The sequence below is a fragment of the Nitrosospira multiformis genome (assembly GCF_003050865.1).
Taxonomy (GTDB): Bacteria; Pseudomonadota; Gammaproteobacteria; order Burkholderiales; family Nitrosomonadaceae; genus Nitrosospira; species Nitrosospira multiformis_E.
In genome coordinates this window covers 73,396-97,528 of sequence record NZ_QAOK01000009.1, presented here as the reverse complement: position 1 = coordinate 97,528, position 24,133 = coordinate 73,396, and the positions used below count along the sequence as shown (strand labels likewise).

Below are 24,133 nucleotides of genomic sequence, written 5' to 3'. Positions count from 1 at the left end.
ATTGTGCGATCGTCCCTGGTCGTCCATAGCAAATGACGTTAGCGATAAAGCGATAAAGCGATAAAAGAAGTGCCCATTGCCGCAAAGGAACTCGCGGCGCTGGCAGCAGTTTTTAAAATGGAGTCAGGAAAGATACGCCGTTCGCGCCGACGGCGGAACCATCCTGGAGCCGATGTGCGAAAAGATTCCCTTGGGCTTCCCTGCCATCCCCCATTACGCGAGCAACCCTGCTCTTATGGAAGCTCGAAAGCTGTTTCCGGAACGGGATGACAAACGGCAACCGGCTCTCATACTGCGCCCCATATAGCGCTCTGTGCAGCTTCGGCAACTCGTGCCAGGGTGTGGTCGGCCGGCTGTGGTGGGCGTTATGATAGCCAAAATTCAGGGTAATGAGATTCAACCATGGATGCCTGATCGAAACCGGATTGCTGAATGTGTGAGTCTGCTCATAATCCCGGTCACCCCGGTATTTCACCAATTCCGCATCGTTATCGAACCCTATAATAGTGTCATAATTATGCTGAAGCGCATCCATGAAGCGCAGGATTGTCAGAAATATGACATAGGCAGTCAGGTAGCACAGATAGGCAAGTGGCGAATACACGAATAGCGTCGCAAGCAGACCGAACCGGACAAGAATAACCTTCGCTGTCCGAAGCCGTTGATCTTTCTTCTCCTCGAAGATGAACGGTGCAAAAATGAGCACACCGTGCATAAGAAGCTCTATAGCGGGCACATACAGCCACTCCAGCACTTCAACAAGTTTACGCTGGACGGGATGGCGGGCAAGATAACCCCTGTAGTCGAACTCGATGACATCCGCATTATCGACATGATGCCGCATATGCTTCTCCCGCAGATCAGCGAAAGTGCCGTAGCAACCCCCCGTCAACCAGTTCAACATGCTACCCAGCAGCGCATTATGCTGCGGTGATTTGAACAGCGTATTGTGCCCGCACTCATGAATCAGGTACGAGGCAATCACCATACCGTGAGCCACGGCAAACGTGCCAATCACCATAAGAACCGGGTGCAGGGACAGGATAAGCCCAAATCCCCCCAGATAGCTCAAATGACAATAAAGCAAGGCTGAAACGCTCGGAAGCAAGCCCCCTTTACAGCGAAAGTATGTTTCCTCGATTTTCGTGAACATGGTTTTATAGCTCGCAACAGTTTACGTCTTCGCGTCCCCGTCAGCCGGAAACCACAGGCTCCCACCATAGAGGCAAGTCAAATCTGATATGGTAATTATACATGTAAAAGTGCATGTATATGTATACTATTCTGCCGATATAATAAAGCCTACGGTTCCAAAACAAAGGGAAGGAAGAGAAAGGAAAAATGACCGGACTTTATGAGCAGTCAAACGCCCGGCGCCGCCAGTTCGTTCAACTGCTGACAGATCTCGATCAATACTGGATAGAGATGCTGGGGAACAAGCTTTTCCATGACCTGAATTACTACGACCTTTTCACGCAGATGTGGCTCAAGATTAACAGTTCAGAGGACGATACCTTCCGAAAATCCGAGTTATATAAGCTCATGCCGCACATCAGCCAGCGGACAGCAATCAAATATATCCAGACAGCCATTGATCACGGTTTGCTCATCGAACGAATGGACCCACAGGATCAGCGATCCCGGCGAATCACGATGTCAGCTGATCTCAAGCGAAAAATCGAACTTTTCCTGGACCGCTCCATCTCGATGCTTCAGGAGGCATCCTGGCAGACCGGTTGAACAAAGCGTAAAGTCAGGTAACTGAATCAAGTGCCTGCGCGATATCCTCGATGATATCGTCAATATGCTCAATCCCAACCGATATCCTCACAAGACCCGGTGAAACCCCCGCAGCCTTTAATTCTTCAGGGCTCAACTGCCTGTGGGTGGTTGATGCAGGATGACAGGCGAGCGATTTGGCATCGCCGATATTGACCAGCCGCAGGATCATCTTCAGCGCATCGCTAAACTCGCTGCCGGCAACCGCTCCACCCTTGATCTCAAAACTCAGCAGGCCGGATGCTTTCCCCTTGCTGATCCTGTTACAGAGGTCATAATATTTACTGCTGGGCAAACCTGCGTAATTAACACGCTCTACCAAGGGATGCGCTTCCAGATACTGCGCCACCTTCAAGGCATTCTCACAGTGCCGCTCCATTCTCAAACCCAGTGTTTCCAGCCCCTGCAGTATCAAAAATGCACTATGGGGCGCCAGCGCTGCCCCCGTGTTGCGCAATGGCACAACCCTACAGCGACCGATAAAAGCCGCGGCTTCAAATGCTTCTGTATAAACAACGTCGTGATATGAAGGGTCAGGCTCGTTCAGCAAGGGGAAGCGGTCCTTATGCTTTATCCAGTCGAATTGCCCTGAATCGATAATCATTCCTCCGACCGTCGTACCATGTCCACCGATATATTTCGTCAGCGAATGCACGACGATATCCGCTCCGAGCTTGAAAGGCTGACATAGATAAGGGGTGGAAACCGTACTGTCAACAATGAGGGGCACCCCGTGCCCGTGGGCAATCTCGGCGATCTTCTCGATATCGACAACATTTCCCGAGGGGTTTCCGATGGATTCACAAAAAACTGCCCGGGTTTTATCGTCTATGCATCGCTCGATTCCATCAAAATCATCGTGCGATACCATGTGCGCCTCGATTCCCTGCCTGGGAAAAGTGTGCGCAAACAGATTGTACGTACCCCCATACAGTTGGCTGGTGCTCACAATATTGTCGCCGGCATTAGCGATGCACTGGACGGCATAAGTGATTGCCGCCATCCCTGACGCAACCGCCAGTCCACCCACTCCACCCTCCATCTCTGCCAGACGCTGCTCCAGCACCGCATTGGTCGGGTTCATTATCCGTGTATAAATATTTCCCGGCACCTTCAAGTCAAACAGGTCAGCTCCATGCTGTGTGTTGTCAAATGTATAGGAAGTCGTCTGATAAATCGGTACTGCCGCAGCCTTCGTCGAAGCTTCTGATTTATATCCGTAATGCAATGCCAGAGATTCCAGTTTCATACCGTTCTTTTCCATTCAGATTAAATAGATACCTTCTCTTTCGCTAGACGATCTGCCAGAAGAGATTCTCGACTCGATGCCCGGGTGTGTCACTCCGCTTCCACTCCTTTGGAGGAGAACTCTCAATCAAACTCCCGCTTCCTGGAAAGGACTGGAGAGAGCCTCGATGAGAGGAAGTTTACAAGCCGATCAAACTCGAAACCTATCCTTTACCAAAAAACATATAACATATTTGTCCCAACGTAATAACAATGAGCGATCAGAACGATAATGACCCCATCCCAACCCCAATAAATATCTTCGGCAAGCTTCTCATGACACCCGATGATCTCATAAAACGGCATGATCAGCAGCAGCATGAAGCTGCACAGGCAGCCATGGCTCGAAAACTGCCCGCGAACCCGAATATTTCCGACTTCGCCGATTTTTCCAGGGATACGATGGCGGCGGTGATCAAGGGGTTCGGAACGATTGCCAACGAAACGGGAAGCTGGATCGACTCCCTTCCGCTCCCGCTACAACTGATGACTCAGTCGAAACTGACAGTCGATCTTACGCTGGAAACCCTGAAATCCCCCGCGCCTTTCGGTCTATCCCTATCCTCGCTATGCAAGCTGGCACGGAAAGGATTCATTTACCTGAATCTGCGGGATTACGATTCCGACCTGCAGAATGACCTCGCTGGCCATATGGCCTATCAAGCCAGGCTTGAACAGATTTTTACCGAAGCCCCGAACGCGGTGTATTTCGGCAGCGCGATACGCAAAAGTATCTTCGACGCGGCGATTACCAAAACCGGCCAACGTATCGGCTCTGGCAACAAAACCAGCCAGCCGTTGCAATACGAAAACTATCATGCCGAGGCAGCGCAAACACTCAAGCACGTCTGCCTGGACTATTCAAGATTGCCGGATAACGACCGGCGGGTGCAGGAAAGCTATTTTCGGGGCAGGCGCTCGAGCCCGGATGCCACTTTCTGGCACTACGCATACCTGCGCTCGGTGGAAGGTTATCTCCCTTATCAGGTCAATCAGCAGCTTACGGAAGCGTATGGACGTGCGCGGCACTCGGTCGGGGATATGGCAAAATTCATGCACCTGGCACGCATATGTCATCTCAATTTCACCGCGCCGATTACAGCCTCATTCGGCACCACTTACAATATTATGCCAGACGAATACAAGGAGCTGATGCGGCTGCACGTCTACCCCTCGGACCCTGTTCACGATGACCCGCAATATGATGAACTCATCGACCAGCTGCTTTATTGCCTGTTCGACAAAAATTCGCCTCTGAACCCGGACAGTATCGCATCCCTGAAAATACGCCTCAACCAGGACCCGGCACAGATTGTCTTCACCGATGAAAGGATCGATTCACTCATCGATGTTCTGGAGCGCAACCATTCCAGGCTCAAAGCAGCAGCGAAAATCCTGCGCCAATTTGGCTCTGCTTCGCATGTGGATGGCAGGAAGCCAGAACTCCAGGACTTGATCAGCCAATACAATGCTATTGAGTCCGAATCCTTTGATCTTATCGCAAAGGAGAAAAAACTGGCAAAACTGTTCACTGTCGGCACGAGCGCACTCGCTGCCCTACCAGGGGTGGGAATTTACTTTGGGTTGGGCATTAGCATGCCCTGGCTTGCCGCAGCAGCCGCCGCAGGACCTCTCGCTGCATTGTTGGCCAATCAATTTACCCCTGCCATTGCCGAGTCACTGATACAAAAAATCAAACTGCCGCATAAACTCGACAAAATGCTCTACAGAGTACACAAGGTCATCAACTAATTGTTTAGTCCGGTGTAATCAATGGGGCCGGAGTACTCCGGCCCCATTGATTTCCGGCAGGCGCTTTGTGCCGTAGCGTACAGAAAAACCCCAGCAAATCATTAATGCTAACGATCAATCTTCCACATCTATTATTCCGTGGAAGAGAGCTTTTAAAAGCCGCTGCCAATGCTTTAGCGAGTTGAGCACGGGGTGGGGTAATTCCTTGAAGCCGATACCCCATAACTTGAAAATGTCGAATAAAAAAGGATACATGATGGACACAACTTCTGTCTGGCGTGCCACAGCACACTCTGCCGGTTTTCCGATACTGCAGGAAGAGATCACCACGGATGTCGTGATTGTAGGCGGCGGGATAACCGGCGTATCCCTGGCCTTGAATCTGGCTGAGCAAGGCATCGGAGCAGTATTGCTGGAAGCTCGGGACTGCGGTTTCGGCAGCACAGGAAACTCCACTGGCAACCTTTACGAAACCTTAAGCCGTGGTATTCATCCCATTGTCGAGAGATGGGGTAGGGATGTCGCCCACGCCGTCACCACTGCCCGGCGCCAGGCAGTGGATCAGATCGAGGAGCGGGTGCGAAAATACAATATCGCCTGCGGATTCCGGCGTTGCCCATTACACCGCTACGCTACCTCAGCAGGTGGAAAGGATCGCGTGCAACAGGAGTACGAAGGTTCGCTCAATGCAGGATTATCGGTGCGTCTGGAAGACAAGCTTCCGCATCCTTTTCCCACCCCACATGGACGAGTGCTGGTTCTGGATAACCAGGCTCAGTTCCATCCGCAGACATATGTCCGCGAACTCGCGCAGCAGGCGGCAAAACAGGGTTGCCGCATCTTCGAAAATTCGATGGTCCTGGAAGTGGATGCAGATCAGCATGTCGTACGTACCGCTAACGGCACGGTAACTGCCAGGGAAATCGTGCTTGCAACTCACTCGCCCAAAGGTATTCACCTCGTGCAGACCGAAATGGTAGTGAACCGGGAATACGGACTTGCCAAGCGAATCACCAGGGATACATATCCCGCAGGAATCTTCTGGAGCAGCGGCCTGGAGAGGCTTTCGGTTCGTACCCTAGATGTCGAGGATGCGACATACCTCATCTGTGTCGGCGAAGAGCATAAAACCGGGCAGCAGGATACCAGGACCAGCATCGACCGGCTGGAAACGGCAGCAAGCGAATATCTTGGCATGAAGGAAATTGATTACCGATGGTCAGCCCAGAATTACAGCGCTGCCGATGGTCTGCCATATATCGGCCGCGACGCAACGGATTGCTTCATCGCGACCGGATTTGAAACCGATGGCCTCACCTATGGAACTCTTGCGGCCTCACTCATTGCTGACCAGATTGCGGGGCGTGACAACGCTTTTGCTCCCCTTGTCAAGGCAAGCCGCTTTGAACCAGTGAAAGGCATAAAGGGGATGGTCGAGGAAAATATCACGGTAATGAAGTCCTTCATCAAGGACTACATCACCGATCGGGAGGCTATACCACTGTCTCAACTCATGCCGGGCAAGGCTGCGATCGTCAAATTCGAAAGTGAATCGCTTGCTGCTTACAGAGATGCCGAGGGAACATTGTTTGCCGTTTCGCCTGTTTGCACTCATATGAAGTGCAGGGTGCACTGGAATGCGGTGGAAAAAAGCTGGGACTGCCCCTGTCACGGAAGCCGCTTCGCCCCTGATGGCTCGGTAATCGAGGGGCCGGCTACCGAGCCGCTCCGAAGACATATTCTGCCGGGGCACTAAGCCAATACCTATGCGTCGTTTCTCCCGATAAAACGACGACCGGCAAACTCAACCATGTAAGCTCTCCACTTTGCTGCATCTCCACCAGCGCCTGCAGAATCATCTGTTCCAGCACTTTTCCGAAGGCCTGGTCCTGAGGAAAAGTAGGCACATTCTCCGGTATGCTCATATTGCCAATCGCGGTATGGACAGCCTGCTTTATTCCTGTCCGGCTGATCATCCCCTCCTTGGTCGTGATGAACATGGATAATTCATATGCATCAGTAATGGTCTTGCCAATCACCCACAAGGGGTATCCCGTGCGGGCAGCCTCCGATGCGACCGTTCCGCTATCAGCGATGTTGTTCAAGACCACTCTGACCTCTCCCTCCGCCCGATCAATTACTGGCACCACTACCCGCGTATCCCTGAGTATTGCATTTGCATAATCCTTCAGGGGGATATCGCCTTTGGGAAAATGTTTGCCATTGCGCTGAAATTCGACATTAAGCTTTAACCGAAGCGGTACATTCCGCTCCGCGATGTCCCTATAGGTAACTCTTGGAAAAGACGCCCCCAGAAAAGACTTTTTTGGCGAAGTGCAGCCAGCCAGTGCAAAAGAAGCAATAACAGAGCCGAGTACTATTCCACGGCTGATATTCATAAAAAACTCCAGAAGGGCGCGTTTGGCTCCTGGCCAAGCAAGGGGACCAATAGTAAGAATAGCAATGAGGGAGAATAATGCGTTATCCTTTATGTCGCAACCGCTCAGCCACGGATTTTCTCGCACCCAACCGTCCGCGAATAAGTGAATACCGAAGCAACGCCGCATTGTGCAACGCTCGGGTTCGACAAAGACCGAATCCAGCAGACGCTTTCCTTGCTGGGACTGGACGCGGCTCATGAAAAAGTAGCCGCAAGCAGCCTGCTGCCCGAAGTCATTCCTGAAAGAGTCGATGAAATAATCAATTCCTGCTTTGCCGTAATGATGGACAGTGATAGTTTTGAACTGATCGAGAAGGATATCGGTACCGAAGCCTTCAGGCAGGAATGGAAATATCGCTTGCAATCCTTTGGCAAAAATTTTGCTACGCCAGGTTATTTTGAAGAGCGGCTGGCGCTGGCTGCAGCTTTCGCGCATGCAAACATCCCACTGGGAGCCTTGCAGCTTCCTTCCTTTCTGATACAGCAGGCGCTGATAGACAGTCTGTCGGACAAAGCTGATCTTAATGCGGATAAAAATAGAGCGCTTCTGAACATCATCCTCAATCTCACTGCACTTGACTTGTACCTTTCCGCCGAAGGTTACCGTCTTCCGGAGCTCTACGAGCTGGAAGAAAAACTGGACACACTGCGGGCGGAAGCATCGCGCTTGCAGCAAAAAGCCTGGACCGACGAGCTGACAGGCACGATGAGCTACAGAAAGCTCATGGAGTCTCTCGAACACCACATCAAACGAGCGGTGCGTAGAGGGCATGAACGCAGCCCTTTGTGCCTCATCATGTCGGATCTCGATTTCTTCAAGAAAATCAATGATACCTACGGCCACATGGTCGGTGATCTGGTGCTGCGGCATTTGGCGGGGCGTATAAAATCTGCGACGCGCGACTTCGACATGATCGGCCGGTTCGGCGGGGAGGAATTCGTCGTCATTATGGCGGACACCGACCTCGAATTGGCGAAGGTAATTGCCGAACGCATACGCCTGGGAGTCATGAGGACGCCATTTCACATAAAAAAATTTAACATCCACATTACCATCAGCCTGGGCGTGGCAATGCTGAAACCTGGGGAATCCAGAGAATCACTGCTTGAGCGGGCAGATGCGGCAATGTATGAGGCAAAAAGAAGAGGCCGGAATTGCGTGGTGACTACCAAGGAAATGTAGGAGTCCAACAGTCACCCGTTCAGTACTGTCCGAACATATGAGCCACTCTGATACCAAGGCAATGGGCACAGCGAGAAGTGAGGGACGTGGGCTACAAGCTCGGCAAAACAAGATCGCTTCGCTGATTTCCAGTACCTTCAGTCGGAACTGGCTCGTCTGGGTTTTGCTAGGGAATAGGTGAGTCTGGATTGAAGAAAATTTCCTCCATCCCCGTCAATTCACCTTCTCCCTCAGCATTCCACCACCCCCCTCCCAAGGCGACAAATAATCCCGAAGTATCCTGGAAGCGCTGACCCAATGTCCCTATATAGCCGAGCCTGGCCTGGAGATACTGACTGTTCGTGATCAGTACTTGCAGGTCATTGACGAGCCCCGCCTGATGGTTGATTCGGACAAGGCGCAATGCTTCACGGGCTGAACTGAGCTGTTGCAGCTGGCTCTGCAGAGTCTCCGCGTCGTGCTCCAGCGCGAGAAGCAGATCTGCGACCTGCGCGAGGGCGTTGAGGGCCGTTTGACGATAATTGGCAAGCGACTGCTTGTAAGCCTCAATGGCAGCCTTTCGCTGCTGCCATAACGTGCCGCCATGGAATATCGGGGCGGCAAAGGCGGCTCCTGCACTCCAGAAGTTTCCACTGCTCATGAAAACATCCATGAGGTTCCGGGCGTTTTGTCCATAGGTGCCGCTCAAGGTGAAGCTTGGAAGCATATTGGCCGTCGCGACGCCTATGTTCGCCGTAAATTGATGAACCTGGGCTTCGGCAGCGAGAATGTCAGGACGCTGGCGCACGAGCGTGGAAGGCAGTGCAACAGGCAGATCTTGGGGCAATGAAAGATCGGCGAGGCTGATCTGAGCCGTCAGCCCCTCCCCTGGCGCATAATTCATCAGCGTGTCGAGCAAATGCTCCGCCTGGTCGCGCCCCTGCTCCAGCGCGGGAAGTGTGGCTTCAAGAGATGCGAGCTGGGTTTGCAGCGTGACCCCACTGACGTACGGAACTGTTCCAGCCCGGATTTGCGCCTGGGTGATCTCGATTTGCTCCCGCTGCAGCGCGATAAGCTCTTTTGTTGCCTCGATCTGCGCGTCGTATGCCGCCCTGGCAATTACAGTATTGACGATATTGGCGGTTAGCGTGAGGTAAGTGGCCAATACCGTATAGCGCTGAAAATCCCTTTGCGCCCTGAGACTCTCCACGGCACGCCGCTGGCCGCCGAATATATCGAGCGCATAGGTGACCGTCGTCGACAACGTGAACAAGTTGAATGTTGCACTGGTACTGCCCCCGAAGCGCGCTGACGAGAACCGCTGCCGGACGGCCGAACCGCCCGCGTCCGCCTGGGGGAAAAATACGCCATAACCAGCGAGAAGATTATGCTGGCTTTGCCGCAATGCCGCCTGCGCTGCCCTGAGACTCTGGTTATTGTTGATCCCCTCCGTGACGAGCGCATTCAACTTGGGCGATTTGAACAACCGCCACCAGTCAGCTATGAGGTCAGCTCCTGCATCAAAATATTGTGCCTGATCCTTTACAGGAATTGCTCCTTCCAGCGGCTCCCCGGGCAGGTAACGCGCTGTCTCGGGTGGATTCGGCCGTACAAAATCGGGCCCCACCATACAGCCGCCCAGTACCAGCATCAAGCTGGTATAAATTCCGCCTCTTATAGCGCCCATCGCATTCATCATGTCCGCCTTCGGTTTGATGCTGCTGGCTACTTAGACTGCTATGGCTTGCTTCCTGTTCTTTCCTGCTCCTTCTCTTTCATGGCAGCATCTGCCTGCGTCTCCCCCGAGAACGCTTTTTCCCCGGCGGGCGCCTCTTCCCCGATGTAAACATCCACCAGCTGACCGGGGTAGAGCTGGATATCCTTTGGTTTCTGAAACCGGAAAAGCACCGGCAAAACCCGGACGTCGACGCGCTCTGTCCGCCGGTTCGATAACTGAATCTTCGGCGAGATGTAGGGTTGCACACGGACATATTCAAGCGGAATGCGGATCTTCGTGCCGCGAATGAACATCTGCGCGCGCATTTTCGCCGGATCGGGCAAGCGATGGACCAGGATTTCGTCAACGTAGCATCGTACCGCCAGTTCGTTTTCCGGCTTTCCCATGACCAATACCGGATCCATCCCTGAAGTGTACGTTCCATAGATACCTTGGGGGGAAACGTAACTGCCTATGGCAGCGCCGATCGACAAAATGACGCCGTCAGCAGGCGCGTAAACCGTATATTTTTTCAGCAACGCAAGCCCAGCCTGATAGGTGTTCGACAAGGCGGCATACTGCCGCTCCTGATTGCGGATGTCGTAGCTCCACGCCCCGGCCTTCGTCAACTGATAGTTGCGGCTGGCGACCTCCAGATTTGCCCGGGCGGCATTCACTGCATTGATCGCATTGTCGAGAGTATCCTTGCTAACCGAGCGCGGGTCGAGGTCATATGAAGCCTGCTGCTTCTGCAGTTGCGTTTCCGCCGTTTGAAGATTAGCGGCTGCATAATCGAGCTGTGCCAGGGAAACATCCAGAACTTCCTTGCGGGGCTGGGCTTTCAGCTCTTCCAGAAGTGCCAGCGCAGCTTCGGCCTGGGAACGCTGCTGCTCCACGGTTGCCCTCTGAATCGAATCATCCATTTTCAGCAACGGCTGCCCCTGCATTACGGTTTGCCCCTCCGCCACCATGATTTGCGTGACCACCCCCGCGACCTCGGGGTACAGATTGATGTTTTCCCCCGTGGCTTGGTAGCTCTCTATGATTCCGTTCGAATAAATTCCTTTCTCATAAGGATTCTGTGCGGGATTGAAGACAGGAGGTTGGGGCTTCTTCTGCTGGACAGCCAGAAATGCGTTCACGGCCCCGACCAGAATACCGAGGGCGGCAATGGCGATCAGCATCTGATTTCTCAATGATCTGCCCTTTTTTCAATCCCGACGGTCTTGCCATCCTCCATCCTCATTATTCTGTCGGCGTATTCGAAGATGCGGCTGTCGTGCGTGACGATCAGGATGCACCGGGAATCATTGAGTATGCGGTTCTTCACGAATTCCATAATGCGCCGCCCGGTGTCTCCATCCAGCGAAGCGGTAGGCTCATCGAAAATCAGCAAATCGGGCTGGGCGACCAGGGCCCGGGCAATGGCGACCCGCTGCTGCTCGCCTCCACTCAATTTCACCGGTGCGAGCTGGGCTTTGTTTTTGAGCCCGACGACATCAAGGTAATGTTCAGCGTCGCGGATGGATTCATTCCAGTCCTTTTTCTTCAGGATAAGGGGAATGGCAACGTTCTCAGCCGTGGTAAGGCGTGGAAACAGGTGGTAGTCCTGGAATACGAACCCAACCTTGTTCAGGCGGAATTCGGCGATCTGATCCGGCGTGAGACTCCAGATATCGACGTGATCAACATTCACTGTTCCTGAATCCGGCCGCAGGATGCCGGAAATCATGCTCAACAACGTGGTTTTCCCGCTCCCCGACGGCCCAACCACAAAAAGGATCTCGCCAAAATAGGCATCGAAACTGACTTCTTTGACAGCGTAAGTCCGAAGATCGCCTTCGCCGAACCATTTGGTCAGTTCTTTGGCTGAAATTGCAGTATCCACAGCGCCCCACCTCTACCGTAGGCTGGAGACTACCGGGAACGCAACCGGCGGCCTAGGCCGCGTTCAACCCCGGAAGATATCGAAAGGCTCGATCTTCAGCACCTTTCTTATCCCAATATAGCTCGAAATCGCCGCAATGATCAGGACCATGACAAATGCAAAGGCAAGGGTGGTAAAAGTGACGGTAGCTGAATATTCCGGAACCCTGATCTTTGCCAGTACGATAATCAGGACACATAGACCGACTCCCAGCCCGTACCCTACCAACGCAGTGAACGCTGCCTGAAAAAGGATCATGTATATAAGCTCTCTCCCCTTGGCCCCGATGGCTTTCAGTGCGCCAAATTTTTCAAGGTTCTCAAGGATGAAGGTATAAAACGTCTGGCCGGAAATGGAGAGGCCAACCAGGAAACTCACGGCCGTCATGATAAGGATATTGGTGCCCAGACCCGTCTGATATTTATAGAAATTCGCGATCTTCTCCATGAATTCATCCTTTGTCAGCGCGAGATAGCCGAGGCGGCGGACTTCGCTTTCAATATGCGTAACCGCCTCGGGACTCTTCGGCTCGACAAGGATGTACGAAATTGTGAATCGTGGAGACGGAATGTACTGGATTGCCTTGCTGTAAGTCGTATAGAGAGTCGGAAGGCCGAACAGTCCGCTTGCCCCGACCTTTGCAATTCCCACGATAACCCCACGGTGGTCATTGAGCTCGAACTCGGTTCCCACCGTTGGGTGCCCAAGCTTGCGCACCTCGGCATCCTGGACAACAATGAAGGCGTTCTCGGCATAGATGTCTTCAATTTCACCTTCGATCAACTCTGGACGGCCGAAAAGGCTGTGGTCATCCAGCCCCAGGATGGTTACCGGCTGGAAAATGCCGTTCCTCAGCTTGACCAGCGCAGCGCCTGAATACAGAGGGACGGCATAATTGACGCCCTCGATGCTTCTCACCGCATCGAGAACGTAGTCGGGGAGAGGGATGCTGCTGGCAACGTTATTAACAGCGGGATCCATGACCCACATATCTGCTCCCAGATTGATGACGGTCGATGAGGATTTGATAAGAATGCCCGAGAATATGGAGATCATCTGCACCATCAGGAAAACCGCGAAGGTGATCCCGACCAGCAAGGCCGCATATTTTCCTTTGTCATTGACAAGGAGTTTGAAGGCAATTTTCAGGATTCCTTTCACGCTTCTCTCGCCGCACGCTGCCTCTGCTATTTTCCCTCGTACAGTGGAACAACTTATTTCATTTTAGTTCGCCTAGCGATAGTCAACGGGATGCCGCGAAGATTCTTTCGGCCTTGATCTGTTTCCTCTTTCAGGAGTCGCTAAAAATTGATTCCATTTCTAGCTATATTACGTACTATAGGACTATTTACGTTGAGGCATACGGGCTGGATTTATGCCTTCACAATGCACTTGTGAGTATCTGCTGCTCATGACTGAATTGTAGGGCTGGGTGTTGACGTTTCCAGGCAAACCTCTCTGGTGTCTCTGGACAGGCGAGAAGAGAACCAAGCCAGAGATATTCCTGCTTCCACAAAGATAAATCGTGACGGACCGTTCCGAAGCGACGCAAACACCGAGAACTGGGCGGTCAGGAAGCCAGTTGAACGATCTGCAAGGTATCGAGTTTTCCGTCAATCATCTGTGATGCGGTCAGAAGAACGACTTCGTCCCCTGGCCGCGCCAATCCTTGTGCCAGCAACCAGGCCTGCGCCTTCGTTATCAAACTTCGAGGCTCGGCAGTAGCGTTGCATTCGTCGCATAAAAGCGGTGCAATCGCATGAGCCAGCGCCAGGCTGCGATATAGCGTGGCAGAACCGGTGATCGCAACAACGGGCACCTGCGGGCGGAAACGCGCGACTTCCAGCGCTGCTGCCACGGATTGAACGAAAACAACCACCGCCCGCGCGCCCATACGAACTGCAAGTTCACATGCGGAAAAGCCAAGATTATCCTGTTTCCAGCCCGATATGCTCACAGACTGCATCTCATTCAGCGTGCGCTTGTCATACCAGGTCGCCTCTTCGAGTTTGGTGGATCTGTTACCCCTTGCTTCGGTAGCGGCAATCACCCGGTGAAGAATCCTCACAGCCGCGACGGGAAACTGTCCGATTGCCGTTTCAGCGGAAAGCATTACCGCGTCTGTGCCATCCAGCACCGCATTCGCCACATCGGTTACCTCGGCACGTGTCGGATGCTCGTACGCCACCATGGATTCGAGCATCTGGGTAGCGGTAATTACGGGACGTGCCCGAGCGTTCGCCACCGATATAATTCGCTTCTGTACCAGCGCGATTTCGGCGAGATCGGTTTCCACCCCCAGGTCTCCCCGCGCCACCATTACCCCATCGGCTGCCTCCACAATCTCCTCCAGATTGACGAGTGCCTGGCGTTTTTCTATCTTTGCCATCACGAGCGGCCCCCCAGTGGAAGGAAGCAACGCACGCACGCGGTGGATATCATCAACTGACTGAACAAAGGAAATTCCTATCCACTCCACCTGCCGGGAAAGCGCAAAGGCAAGATGTTGCCGGTCATCGTCAGTCGGAACGAGCTCAAGCAGTGCCGATTCAGGAATATTGATGCCGGACCCGGAGCGCACGACGCCGCCGATAAGGACTTCACATCGGACTCGGGAGGCGTCGAATCCGGACTGAGCCGTCGCACTGCTCTCTACACAAAGCTCGACCGATCCGTCAGCCAGAAATACCCGCTCCCCTGCGCGCAGCGCCTGGAGTAATTCGGGGTTGCGCACTGGCAACCGGCTGGCGTCCCTATCATCAGTACCCGCCTCTAGCGCCCTGCCCTCTTCCACAAGCGTAACGATAGCGCCTTCAGCCAGCCTGCAACAATCATCGGGCAGATTGTCAAGACGAAACTTTGGACCGGGTAGATCGACAAGAATAGCTACCGGTTGCCCAGCCTCACTTGCCGCCCGGCGAACTTGTTCGACGCGACGCGAATGCGTGATGTGATCACTATGCGAGGCATTGATGCGAGCGACATCCATTCCTCCGCTGATCAGACCTTCGATAACTCCGGGCGCATCCGTTGCAGGACCCAACGTACAAACAATTTTGGTTCGATGCCATGGGGTCATAGCTGGTATTCCAATCGATCTGGTTCCACTCGGTCACCTAATGCAGTGTGCCTTTTGGCAGGATTTTAGGCACGAGATGTAAAATGACAAATGCAAGAAAAGCGCTGAGAACAGCCGAACCCTCGCGCCCTAAACCTGCCGCGATACCCACCGCGGCTGTCAACCATAAGCCTGCCGCCGTAGTCAGTCCTTTTACTGTTTCCTCGCTGGTGCTTTTAAGAATGGTCCCAGCCCCCAGAAATCCGACACCCGTAATGACGCCTTGAATTACACGCGACACCTCCGCATCAGGCATTTGCATTTGCTGCGGGACGAGCACGAAGATAGCCGCGCCGACGGCGACCAACATGTGGGTGCGCACGCCCGCCGCCTTGCCGCTATGTTCCCGCTCCAGGCCGAGCAACGCACCCAATATTGCAGCTATCGCGAGGCGCAAGATGACACGGGTAAATTCGACAGCAGTGGGCAGATCGGAGAACTCCACTATTATCGTTTTATATATTTCGTGCCACCATCCGTCCATAACAACTCCAAAGAGGATACATAACGCTATCGCCCCAGCATTTCACCTATAGGCTTGAGCGATTCGATGCCGTCGCAAACCACTTTTGCAACGGCCAATAGCGGCGCCCCCAGAAGCAAGCCAGCCACGCCCCACAGCCAGCCAAAAAATAACAGCACGATGAACAGCACAGCCTCATTCACCCGCGCGAATCTTCCCTGCAACCAGGTGCCGAACAACATTCCAATGGAGCCGGAAATGAAAACTGTTGTCGCCGCTATCGCGAGGGCAAGCGGAAGGGAACCAAATTGCAGCAAACCTGCTATGCCGCTTGCCAGCAGGATAATCATCGTCCCGAGATAAGGAACAAAACGTAATATCCCGGCAGCGACCCCCCACACTCCGGCGTGTTCCAATCCATACAATTCAAGTGCCCACCAAGTGAGTACGGCGATCAAAGTATTCGATATGATCAAGACAAGCAGATAGCGCTGGACCTGTAAATGCACCTCCTCCAGTATTCGAACCGCATCCTTCTTGCGTGTCAGCGATGGCCCGACCAGTTTTATGAGCTTACGGCGAAAATGTGTTCCTGCCGCCAGCAGGAAATAGGTCAGCAGCAACACGACCGGCATTTGCGCGGCAAACGAGACCAACAACGCGGACTGCTTGAGTAGAAAATCCTTGACCCATGCGCCATCTTCCGGCTGGCTTGTAATAACCACCGCCGCCGCGGGCGATTTCAATCCTGCATCTACCGCCGCTTTCTCAAGCTCTTTCGCCGCTTTCTCGACCTGCTGCAATACGGTTGGACCGTCGGCTCGCAGGGTTCTCAGACTATGCCGCAACTTGTGCGCAACCTCAGGAAGTTTTTCCACTATGAGGGCTGCATCACCGCTCAAGGATAAGGCTACCCATGAAACGCTGCCAAGCAGGACAACAAGCACAAGCGCAGCCCCGAGTACGCGAGGGATGCGGCAGCGCTCGAGCCAACCAACTACAGGACTTAACGCGTTACTCACGAGAATGCCGAACAGCAAGGGAATAAAAAAGGTCTGCGCGAAATGCAGACCTCCTAGCAGCGCAACCAGTGCGATTATCCAGAGTGCGATAGCTGTCCCAAAACGAGGTAAAGCGCGAAGCGCCGCAGCTTCCTCATCTATCGCCTGAGTGGAAGCGCCGGGAGAACCTTCCTCTGATCCCCCTTCCAGTCTTTCAGGAAGCAGCTTTTCGGGCACAGCACTCATGATCTAGTCGTTATTTATTTCAGATGAGAGGAACGTTAGCACCGGATATTGAGCAGGTATGGAAACTGATCTTGCCAATCTTGCCACATCACAAGCTTCCCGCTGGTTTTCGTGCTTTTTAAAAAAAGAAGTGCAAATGCTCGCAGTGCACATGTCCTTCTTTCCACTGCAACTCCCGGTCCTACATCAGAAACACGTCGCCATCCAATAAACGTGCTCAGGAACTGCACGACAAAGCGGAGCAGCCGGGCTTGTTACGCGCCCACTCCGGACGTCTTGCCGTAAGGTCCTCGTACTCAGGCTGTTCGTCATAGGGGTGCTTCAGCACTTCCATCAACCGCGTTATCACAGAGTCGTCCCGCCGTTCCAGTGCTTCTATCGCCTGCTGTGCGAGATAGTTGCGTAGCACATATTTGGGATTTGCACGGCTCATGCGATGGTAACGCATATCTGCGGGCTCCCCTTCCTGGCGGGCTCTTGCGATATAGCGTCGCAACCACCCGGCCAGTCGTGTGAGGTGCACATGAGAAAATGCCTGGTGCTCGTCGTAAAACGCCGGGCGGAATAGCTCGACCAGTCCATGGTCGTTCATTTGATCCACGCTTTCCAGGCTCTCTGGAGCATGGAGGGTTGCTGCCCTGTCTCCGGAGATCGGATTCAGAGGAATGTTCATCAGGCAACGAAAGAACAACGTCATATCCGTCTCAACCTGTTGCAGCGTTTCGAATAGGTCGCTCAAAAGCGAGTCATCGTCGGAGTGTTTGAGTGAGGCCAACCCCAGCTTGGCGGCCAGCATGCCACTCCATGTGTTATTGAATGTTTCACCAAAGACTGCCAACCCCTGCTCCAGCGCAGCGTCATCCTCGATCAGTGACGTCAACGCGCCGGCCAGGCGAGTCAGATTCCATTGCGCGATCTTGGGCTGGTTACCATAGCAATAGCGCCGCCCCTGTGCATCAGTGGTATTAGGCGTCCAGTGCAGATCGAAACCTTCGAGCCACCCATAAGGACCATAGTCTATCGTCAGCCCCAATATGGACATATTATCGGTATTCATCACACCGTGGACGAAACCGACGCGCATCCAGTGCGCGATGAGGATACCTGTGCGGCGACAAACCTCCTCGAACCATTTCGCATAAACTTCAGGTGCCCGATAGGATGAGGCCAGTTCTGGAAAATGTTCGCCTATCACGAAGTCGGCGAGCTGCCTGAGAAGTTCTGGCTCCTTCTGGGCAGCAAGTATCTCGAAATTGCCAAAGCGCAGGAACGAGGGCGAGACGCGGCAGACGATCGCGCCGGGTTCCGCCTCCGGATGCCCGTCGTAAAACATATCTCGTATCACCGGTTCCCCTGTCGCAACCAGGCTTAATGCCCGCGTAGTAGGCACCCCAAGGGAGTGCATCGCCTCACTGCACAGAAACTCGCGCACGGAAGAACGCAGGACCGCACGTCCATCCGCGGTGCGCGAATAGGGTGTTTTCCCTGCACCCTTGAGTTGCAGCTCGTAGCGCTTATCGTTTGGGCTGATCAATTCCCCCAAAGTGATGGCACGCCCGTCGCCAAGCTGCCCTGCCCAGTGTCCGAACTGGTGTCCGCCATAACGTGCTGCATAAGGCTGCATGGACGAAAGGATTCTGTTACCGGCAAGCACTTCCACTGCTGGCGAAACTGGAGATGCCGGCCGGGCAATACCCAGCATTTCGCCGACTGCATCCGCCCAGGCGAGGAGTCGCGGTGAGCGAACAGGCGTAGGACTCACACGTGTATAACCGGCATTGAGCACCTGACGGGGAACATTCCGCGTTTCCGGATCGCCCGGCAGCTCGCGCACAAAGCGGTTATCGAACCGTGCATCGGACAGATCTGACAGCGTGACGATCGGCATACTCCTCTGAAGATTGCTTTGGCTCATTTATTTCCTTATGCTGTAAGCAGATTGATATCGAACGATTTGGCGACTTCACAAGCAAGCTGTACAAACTGGCTCATTGCTATTACAGCATCCCCCTTGTAAGCTTGCCGGGAATAAAGCCCTTTCATCCTGATTAGAACATCGAACTGTCCAAGTGTTCTGGGTGTAGATCGCTATCCTTCGGAGGACTGCCATGCCAACGCCGTTGTACGTAAAATATTCCTCGATCCGCGACCGGACTTTAAGTCTGATCGAGCCACTGATCGACGAGGACTGCTGTGTACAATCCATGCCCGAGACAAGCCCGGTAAAGTGGCATCTGGGGCATGCTTCATGGTTTTTTGAGAAGTTTGTATTGCAGCACTACGAAAAGTCCTTCACGCCTTTTCACCCGGCTTTTCTCACGATGTTCAGCTCGTACAATAAATCCGGTCAGACCCACCCTGATCCGAAACGCGGGCTGTTCACCCGCCCCTCCTTGTCCTTGACTCGAGAATACCGCAATAACATCAACGAACGTATGGAGCAGGTCCTGAAACGCTCGGAAGGAGACGAAATGCTGCGCATGCTCGCGGTGCTGGGAATGCATCATGAGCAGCAGCACCAGGAACTTATGCTGGCCGACGTCAAGCATCTGCTTTCCCAAAGCCCTTTGAACCCTTCCTATAATAGGAATCCGCTCATTGATTCCCCTGTCCCCCCACCCCTCGAATGGTGTCGTTTTGACGGGGGTCTCGTTGAAATAGGCTATAAGGGAGACGAGTTCAGCTACGACAATGAATCGCCCCGTCACAAGCAATACCTTGAACCCTACCAGCTCGCATCCCGGCTTGTCACCAATCGCGAATACCTCGAATTCATGAAGGCCGGCGGATATGACAATCCTGAGCTGTGGCTTTCCGAAGGATGGGACTGGATGAAAGCCAACCGCCGGTCGCATCCTCTTTACTGGCGGGAAAGCGATCAGGGATGGGAGGAATTCACCCTCAGTGGTGCCATGCCACTGGACCTGAATCTGCCGGTCATTCATGTGTCCTTCTACGAAGCCGATGCCTTTGGCCGATGGGCAGGCGCCAGGCTCCCCACGGAAGCCGAATGGGAAAATGCTGCTTCTCAACAGGAAATAGAAGGTTGTTTCGCTGATAACAATCGTTTTCATCCCTCCTCCGCAGGCGAGGCTACGCCATCTGCAAATACCGGAGGCCTTGCTCAACTCTATGGTGATGCCTGGGAATGGACGCAGTCGAGCTACTCCCCTTATCCGGGTTACAATCCTGCAAAGCCCAACGAGAACGAACCGATGTCCTTTGTCTGGGATGAGGCGGTAGGCGAATATAACAGCCGGTCTATGGTGAACCAGTATGTGCTGCGCGGCGGGTCATGCGCGATTCCAAAAGAGCGGATACGGGCAAGTTTTCGTAATTTTTTCCCCGCGGATACATGCTGGCAGTTTTCCGGAATTCGTCTTGCGAGAGATTTGAGAGATTCTTAAATCAGCGCCGTTTATGAAATTCGACTCCCGCATCGATTACGTCGCGCGCAGCAAGGCCGACCGCAAGCGCAGCGAAAATTGCGGTTAAAGATTTTCCTGAAACACGCTTTTCGAATCCTGGCGTAAACCGCTTTGGAATGAGGTAATAATCAATAATGTAAGCCGCAACTGCTACTGCGGCTCCGCGGCAAACGGGTTTGACAAGAGACACCGGTTCAGGGGATATAGTGAAAGGAAATCTTCGCATGCGCTGCCTGGCACCGTGGCTGCCAGACAGTTTCTCGTAAAATGACGCCCAGAAAATGGTGGATGCGTGATTCAAGAGAAAACCCGTCAGGGTATATTTTAGCGATGGGCGGTCATGGTAGGCAGCCTCCTCCCCCCAGATAATATGGCTCGTTGCGTTTAGAGGTGCCGCATAAGAGCCATTTTCATATTTTCCGGCGAACGAAGCGACACCTGCTGTTGCAAGACCGCTCACCGTTCCGGATATTACGGCCCGCCCCAGGATACCCCTATTATTTTTCATGTAATCCCTCACTATTTACTGCTGCAAGTAAAGAGCAAACGCTGCCAGAATTTCCCTCATCCAACGCGCTGATTATCATAATATGCGTTAATCTGGCTGTTCCATGATTCATCAGCCATATCCGGCCAGTTGTCCTTGTCGAAACCGGGTGCTGATTCCAGACGTTCCTTCTCCACGTCGAGTATGAAACGCTTGTCCAGCGTTTCCAGCTTCAATGTCAGGACATTCCAGGGCACGGCGAAGAGCTTATCGCCGACTCCGAGGAATCCTCCGAAAGATAATACAGCGTAGGCCACACGGCCCTCTTCCACGTCCAGCATGACTTCCTTGATGTCACCCAGTTTCTCGCCTTTGTTATTGTAGACGTCCTCTCCTATTGGCCATGTCGCACCCATAAACCGGGGCATAGGGCCCGTGCCATCTATAACTTTGTCCAACCCCTGCGTGTTATGTTCATACCGTTCATAGCTCATGCTATTCTCCTGCTAGATTGATATCTCTCTCGCATCTTTCCCAACTTAATCAATTTAGAAGTTATTTTAAAAACAACAGGCATTCCTCTCTGTTCGGTAACGCACTCCTGCTGAACTATCCCTTGCTTGCCCTGCCCCTTCCTTGGAAGGATTCCCTTTGTTCTCTTTATTTCCATGCAATCATTCTAAAATTGAAAGCAATCGAATGTTTACGGGGTTTGAATGCTGGGCTTATATGGCTCGCTACCAACTTGGATTTCGTTACTCTCCATCACTACCTGCCGTTTCTGAGGATTGACGAACCGGATGTTCGATTCACGGAAACGCTCCAGAATCCGTAAGTTGAAGCCACGCTGTACTGGCCATCGGCCTTTATCCAGAGTCCGTATCTGTCCAAGAATGGTAATCATGAACCCATCCATCTGGTCGACGCCCCAGATATCAGCTTCCGACAGGATGAGGTCCTTGAAACGTGGATCGGCTCGCATATCATCGACCACACTCTTGATAGCAGCAAATACCTTCTCGACATCCGAATCAGCGGTCACGCTGACCCTGATCGAAGCATTCCCAATACCGCGATTGGTGTTGGTGACGGTTGAAACCGAGCTGAACGGAACCACATGCAGTGACCCGTCCGGGGCGCGCAACCAGACAGTGCGAATCGACAAATGCTCGACCGATCCTGAAAGATCAGCCACTGTGATGAAGTCGCCAACCTGGATGGCATTTTCCATGAGCAGGAAAATTCCGGTGATGAAATCCTGCACCAGCTTCTGTGAACCAAAACCCAATGCAACTCCGATGATACTGGCACCGGCCAACAGAGGCGCAATGGTAATACCGAGCTCATCCAGTGCTGCAAGCAGCACTATCATGATAAAGACAGCGGACATGGTCGTGCGCAGCATAGGCAGGAGGGTGCGCAGGCGGGCGGCACGAGCAATATCGCCAGCCTTCCCCCAACGATCGATGCGTCGGCAGATCGCAGTATTCAATGACTCCCATGCCGCCAGTGCCAAAGCACAGGTAACTGTGATTGTAACAACAGCCGAAGCCACTCGTCGGCCAACTGATCCGCTTTCAAACCAGGATAAAGTATCCACCCCCCAAACCCGAAGCAATACGAGCCCGGTAACAACAGCGATCAACAATGAGACCGCACGATGTATCAGCAGATGATAGGGGCTTTTTGTTCCAGCTTCGGCTGATCCTTCGAACAACTGCTGTCCTTGCTGCTCCGGCGTATTTTTCCGGTCGGCAATGAATGCGCGGTCAATTGCGCCAAGAACAAAAATCGACGCAAGGCTCGCGCTGATAATAACCACGGCTGATAGCGCAAAGATGTGGAGCATATGCTGAAACCCATTTTCCGTTCCCATCGACCCCAACAGCCAGGCACCTACGATAAGAAATGTTGCCACGAAAAGCCAACTATCAGCCAGCAGTCTCCGCAACCCGGCCAGGACTTGACTGTTTTCGGCGGAACCACGGATCGCGGCTGCCACTTCCTTGCGGCTGCGAAAAATCATTATCAGCAGCATGATATGGACAACGAGAGCCACCAGTTTGGAAAGCGCGTCATGAGTGTCGAGGGTCGCTCCGGTTTCAAGGGCGATATCGGCAATAGCAGTACCAAAAACAGCAGCGATAACAATGCGCCGCAACCAGAGGTTCAGGAAATTTGCCGCCTCGTCACTGATATGCATCAGCCGCAAGCGCTGCCCGATTGGCGATGCCATGAGGTGACCGATACTCAGTGCGATTCGCGTATTAGCATAAGCGCTGATGAGCGGAATCGTGGTTGTGTAGAATATTGACGATCTTCCGCCGAAGACAGTCAAGAGCAGAGTGGCTCCCGCCACGAACCCCCCCACTGGAACCAATTCGAGCAACCAGTAACCCAGAGCAAATGGAAAGCGACGCAACAGGCTCCAATGCCTGTCGACAGCCGTTGCCCTGCCCGTACCAGGGCCAGGGGCAACATGCATGCTCGTTGCAGATTGAAGATGAGGAGCAGCCTGGTTCACCTCCTTCTCCGGCCCTGCTTTTTCTTTCGCCCTTTCCTCGTGGTCCTTTTGGCGATCACTCGCGTTTTGGCGAACTGCCGCACGGTCTTCAATCATTCTCCGCGGGTGCCGCAGGGCCCGTCTCAGTACCCATTCGGTAAATAACGCCCCGCCAAGTATGAGAGCAAGCTCCAATAATGCCTCCAGGACAATGGCACGGCGTTCCGGCACACCCAGATTGTTCTGCCACCAATCGCCCACCGTTCTTATCTGGAGAAGTGTTTGAACGGCTGCCCGTAACTGATTCACAACGATGTGCAGTCGCTCGCCGATGAGATCGAATATCTGGGCGACAAGTCCACCCTTCGCGATTTCGATAGGAACACCCGCTGCCGGTGGAGCGCCGGATGACGAGGGTCCATTGGTTTGTACGGCAGCAGGAGATTGGTCAGAATCAGAAGTTGCAGCGGGCGCGGAAACTTCGTCTGACGTGTTTGCCAGTGGCGCTTCCGCCGTCGCTTGTGCGATTGCCCTTAACGTCTGTTCGAGCTCTGCACGCTTTGCATCATCCTGAAGAATCGATAAGGTCCGCCTGGCTTGAGCGGGAGTAAGTGGGGATTGGGTTGCTTGTTCTTCCGCCCCAGCCTGACTTACTGAAATAATCGGCAACAGCATACCGATTGCCACAAAGGTAAGGATTTTGTTCAGTGACATGGTAAAACGGTGTTGGTTTGCGACGTCGATCAAGTCGATCGAACATTGGTCGGCTATGGATACAATTGGTGATGCAGGGAGGCAGGAACAACAATTCGAATTGCTTGTT

The 24,133-nt window shown here is 53.3% G+C and carries 19 protein-coding genes; 5 read left to right on the top strand and 14 right to left on the bottom strand.

Features of this window, described 5'->3' with window-relative positions; all coding sequences use genetic code 11:
- Positions 1–112 precede the first annotated feature (112 nt).
- On the bottom strand, positions 113–1,153 hold the full coding sequence (locus C8R21_RS06745) for a fatty acid desaturase (RefSeq protein ID WP_107762018.1): 1,041 nt from the start codon (positions 1,151–1,153) through the stop codon (positions 113–115).
- Between the two features lie 188 nt (positions 1,154–1,341).
- Between C8R21_RS06745 and C8R21_RS06740 the strand changes: the two genes are divergently transcribed.
- Positions 1,342–1,740 (top strand): MarR family transcriptional regulator, encoded by a 399-nt coding sequence (locus C8R21_RS06740; RefSeq protein ID WP_107762017.1) that lies wholly within the window; start codon positions 1,342–1,344, stop codon positions 1,738–1,740.
- A gap of 13 nt (positions 1,741–1,753) precedes the next feature.
- Here the strand turns inward: C8R21_RS06740 and C8R21_RS06735 are convergent, their stop codons facing one another.
- A complete protein-coding gene (locus C8R21_RS06735) occupies positions 1,754–3,028 on the bottom strand; it encodes an O-acetylhomoserine aminocarboxypropyltransferase/cysteine synthase family protein (protein ID WP_107762016.1) in 1,275 nt (424 codons plus the stop codon).
- A 251-nt stretch (positions 3,029–3,279) separates the two neighbouring features.
- Here C8R21_RS06735 and C8R21_RS06730 point away from each other — a divergent pair, with 251 nt between their 5' ends.
- Both C8R21_RS06730 and C8R21_RS06725 read left to right on the top strand, forming a co-directional pair.
- Positions 3,280–4,818 carry a hypothetical protein gene (locus C8R21_RS06730; protein WP_107762015.1) on the top strand — a complete coding sequence of 513 codons (1,539 nt, stop codon included), beginning with the start codon at positions 3,280–3,282 and terminating at the stop codon, positions 4,816–4,818.
- 232 nt (positions 4,819–5,050) lie between these two features.
- On the top strand, positions 5,051–6,574 hold the full coding sequence (locus C8R21_RS06725) for an FAD-dependent oxidoreductase (RefSeq protein WP_258192291.1): 1,524 nt from the start codon (positions 5,051–5,053) through the stop codon (positions 6,572–6,574).
- On the opposite strand, the gene C8R21_RS06720 is transcribed toward C8R21_RS06725, so the two are convergent.
- On the bottom strand, positions 6,534–7,217 hold the full coding sequence (locus tag C8R21_RS06720; protein ID WP_107762014.1) for a hypothetical protein: 684 nt from the start codon (positions 7,215–7,217) through the stop codon (positions 6,534–6,536). The genes C8R21_RS06725 and C8R21_RS06720 overlap by 41 nt on opposite strands.
- A 144-nt stretch (positions 7,218–7,361) precedes the next feature.
- Here C8R21_RS06720 and C8R21_RS06715 point away from each other — a divergent pair, with 144 nt between their 5' ends.
- Complete coding sequence (locus C8R21_RS06715) at positions 7,362–8,441, top strand: GGDEF domain-containing protein (RefSeq protein WP_107762013.1); 1,080 nt, start codon at positions 7,362–7,364, stop codon at positions 8,439–8,441.
- 166 nt (positions 8,442–8,607) lie between these two features.
- Here the strand turns inward: C8R21_RS06715 and C8R21_RS06710 are convergent, their stop codons facing one another.
- The 8 genes from C8R21_RS06710 to C8R21_RS06675 form a co-directional block, all read right to left on the bottom strand.
- Positions 8,608–10,119, bottom strand: coding sequence for an efflux transporter outer membrane subunit (locus C8R21_RS06710; protein ID WP_107762012.1), 1,512 nt, complete (start codon positions 10,117–10,119; stop codon positions 8,608–8,610).
- A 38-nt stretch (positions 10,120–10,157) separates the two neighbouring features.
- Positions 10,158–11,333 (bottom strand): HlyD family secretion protein, encoded by a 1,176-nt coding sequence (locus C8R21_RS06705; protein ID WP_107762011.1) that lies wholly within the window; start codon positions 11,331–11,333, stop codon positions 10,158–10,160.
- Positions 11,330–12,025 (bottom strand): ABC transporter ATP-binding protein, encoded by a 696-nt coding sequence (locus C8R21_RS06700; RefSeq protein WP_107762010.1) that lies wholly within the window; start codon positions 12,023–12,025, stop codon positions 11,330–11,332. The genes C8R21_RS06705 and C8R21_RS06700 overlap by 4 nt, the downstream gene beginning before the upstream one ends.
- Positions 12,026–12,088: 63 nt before the next feature.
- Entirely contained in the window at positions 12,089–13,225 is a 1,137-nt protein-coding gene (locus tag C8R21_RS06695; protein ID WP_107762009.1) for an ABC transporter permease, read from the bottom strand.
- Between the two features lie 409 nt (positions 13,226–13,634).
- Positions 13,635–15,143, bottom strand: a complete 1,509-nt coding sequence (pyk, locus tag C8R21_RS06690) for a pyruvate kinase (RefSeq protein ID WP_107762008.1) — start codon at positions 15,141–15,143, stop codon at positions 13,635–13,637.
- A 37-nt stretch (positions 15,144–15,180) separates the two neighbouring features.
- The gene (locus C8R21_RS06685; protein ID WP_107762007.1) at positions 15,181–15,666 is read right to left on the bottom strand and encodes an MgtC/SapB family protein; all 486 of its coding nucleotides are present in this window, start codon (positions 15,664–15,666) and stop codon (positions 15,181–15,183) included.
- A 26-nt stretch (positions 15,667–15,692) separates the two neighbouring features.
- A complete protein-coding gene (locus tag C8R21_RS06680; RefSeq protein ID WP_107762006.1) occupies positions 15,693–16,892 on the bottom strand; it encodes an AI-2E family transporter in 1,200 nt (399 codons plus the stop codon).
- A gap of 217 nt (positions 16,893–17,109) precedes the next feature.
- Complete coding sequence (locus C8R21_RS06675) at positions 17,110–18,807, bottom strand: protein adenylyltransferase SelO (RefSeq protein WP_258192290.1); 1,698 nt, start codon at positions 18,805–18,807, stop codon at positions 17,110–17,112.
- Between the two features lie 193 nt (positions 18,808–19,000).
- Between C8R21_RS06675 and egtB the strand changes: the two genes are divergently transcribed.
- Positions 19,001–20,299: an ergothioneine biosynthesis protein EgtB gene (egtB, locus tag C8R21_RS06670; RefSeq protein WP_107762004.1), complete on the top strand. Its 1,299-nt coding sequence runs from the start codon at positions 19,001–19,003 to the stop codon at positions 20,297–20,299.
- A gap of 1 nt (position 20,300) precedes the next feature.
- Here egtB and C8R21_RS06665 read toward each other — a convergent pair whose 3' ends face one another.
- The 3 genes from C8R21_RS06665 to C8R21_RS06655 all read right to left on the bottom strand — a co-directional run bounded on the left by C8R21_RS06665 (position 20,301) and on the right by C8R21_RS06655 (position 24,024).
- Entirely contained in the window at positions 20,301–20,828 is a 528-nt protein-coding gene (locus C8R21_RS06665; protein ID WP_107762003.1) for a hypothetical protein, read from the bottom strand.
- A 56-nt stretch (positions 20,829–20,884) separates the two neighbouring features.
- The gene (locus C8R21_RS06660) at positions 20,885–21,301 is read right to left on the bottom strand and encodes a PRC-barrel domain-containing protein (protein WP_107762002.1); all 417 of its coding nucleotides are present in this window, start codon (positions 21,299–21,301) and stop codon (positions 20,885–20,887) included.
- A 209-nt stretch (positions 21,302–21,510) separates the two neighbouring features.
- Positions 21,511–24,024, bottom strand: coding sequence for a mechanosensitive ion channel family protein (locus C8R21_RS06655; RefSeq protein WP_107762001.1), 2,514 nt, complete (start codon positions 24,022–24,024; stop codon positions 21,511–21,513).
- Positions 24,025–24,133: the final 109 nt, after the last annotated feature.

What these genes read in the sequence shown, in the direction of transcription:
- C8R21_RS06710 (WP_107762012.1), bottom strand. Translation starts at nt 10,119, where the DNA reads ATGATGAATGCGATGGGCGCTATAAGAGGCGGAATTTATACCAGCTTG.
- C8R21_RS06725 (WP_258192291.1), top strand. Translation starts at nt 5,051, where the DNA reads ATGTCGAATAAAAAAGGATACATGATGGACACAACTTCTGTCTGGCGT.
- C8R21_RS06745 (WP_107762018.1), bottom strand. Translation starts at nt 1,153, where the DNA reads ATGTTCACGAAAATCGAGGAAACATACTTTCGCTGTAAAGGGGGCTTG.
- C8R21_RS06735 (WP_107762016.1), bottom strand. Translation starts at nt 3,028, where the DNA reads ATGAAACTGGAATCTCTGGCATTGCATTACGGATATAAATCAGAAGCT.
- C8R21_RS06685 (WP_107762007.1), bottom strand. Translation starts at nt 15,666, where the DNA reads ATGGACGGATGGTGGCACGAAATATATAAAACGATAATAGTGGAGTTC.
- C8R21_RS06740 (WP_107762017.1), top strand. Translation starts at nt 1,342, where the DNA reads ATGACCGGACTTTATGAGCAGTCAAACGCCCGGCGCCGCCAGTTCGTT.
- C8R21_RS06660 (WP_107762002.1), bottom strand. Translation starts at nt 21,301, where the DNA reads ATGAGCTATGAACGGTATGAACATAACACGCAGGGGTTGGACAAAGTT.
- C8R21_RS06720 (WP_107762014.1), bottom strand. Translation starts at nt 7,217, where the DNA reads ATGAATATCAGCCGTGGAATAGTACTCGGCTCTGTTATTGCTTCTTTT.
- pyk (WP_107762008.1), bottom strand. Translation starts at nt 15,143, where the DNA reads ATGACCCCATGGCATCGAACCAAAATTGTTTGTACGTTGGGTCCTGCA.
- C8R21_RS06730 (WP_107762015.1), top strand. Translation starts at nt 3,280, where the DNA reads ATGAGCGATCAGAACGATAATGACCCCATCCCAACCCCAATAAATATC.
- C8R21_RS06665 (WP_107762003.1), bottom strand. Translation starts at nt 20,828, where the DNA reads ATGAAAAATAATAGGGGTATCCTGGGGCGGGCCGTAATATCCGGAACG.
- C8R21_RS06675 (WP_258192290.1), bottom strand. Translation starts at nt 18,807, where the DNA reads ATGAGCCAAAGCAATCTTCAGAGGAGTATGCCGATCGTCACGCTGTCA.
- C8R21_RS06680 (WP_107762006.1), bottom strand. Translation starts at nt 16,892, where the DNA reads ATGAGTGCTGTGCCCGAAAAGCTGCTTCCTGAAAGACTGGAAGGGGGA.
- egtB (WP_107762004.1), top strand. Translation starts at nt 19,001, where the DNA reads ATGCCAACGCCGTTGTACGTAAAATATTCCTCGATCCGCGACCGGACT.
- C8R21_RS06655 (WP_107762001.1), bottom strand. Translation starts at nt 24,024, where the DNA reads ATGTCACTGAACAAAATCCTTACCTTTGTGGCAATCGGTATGCTGTTG.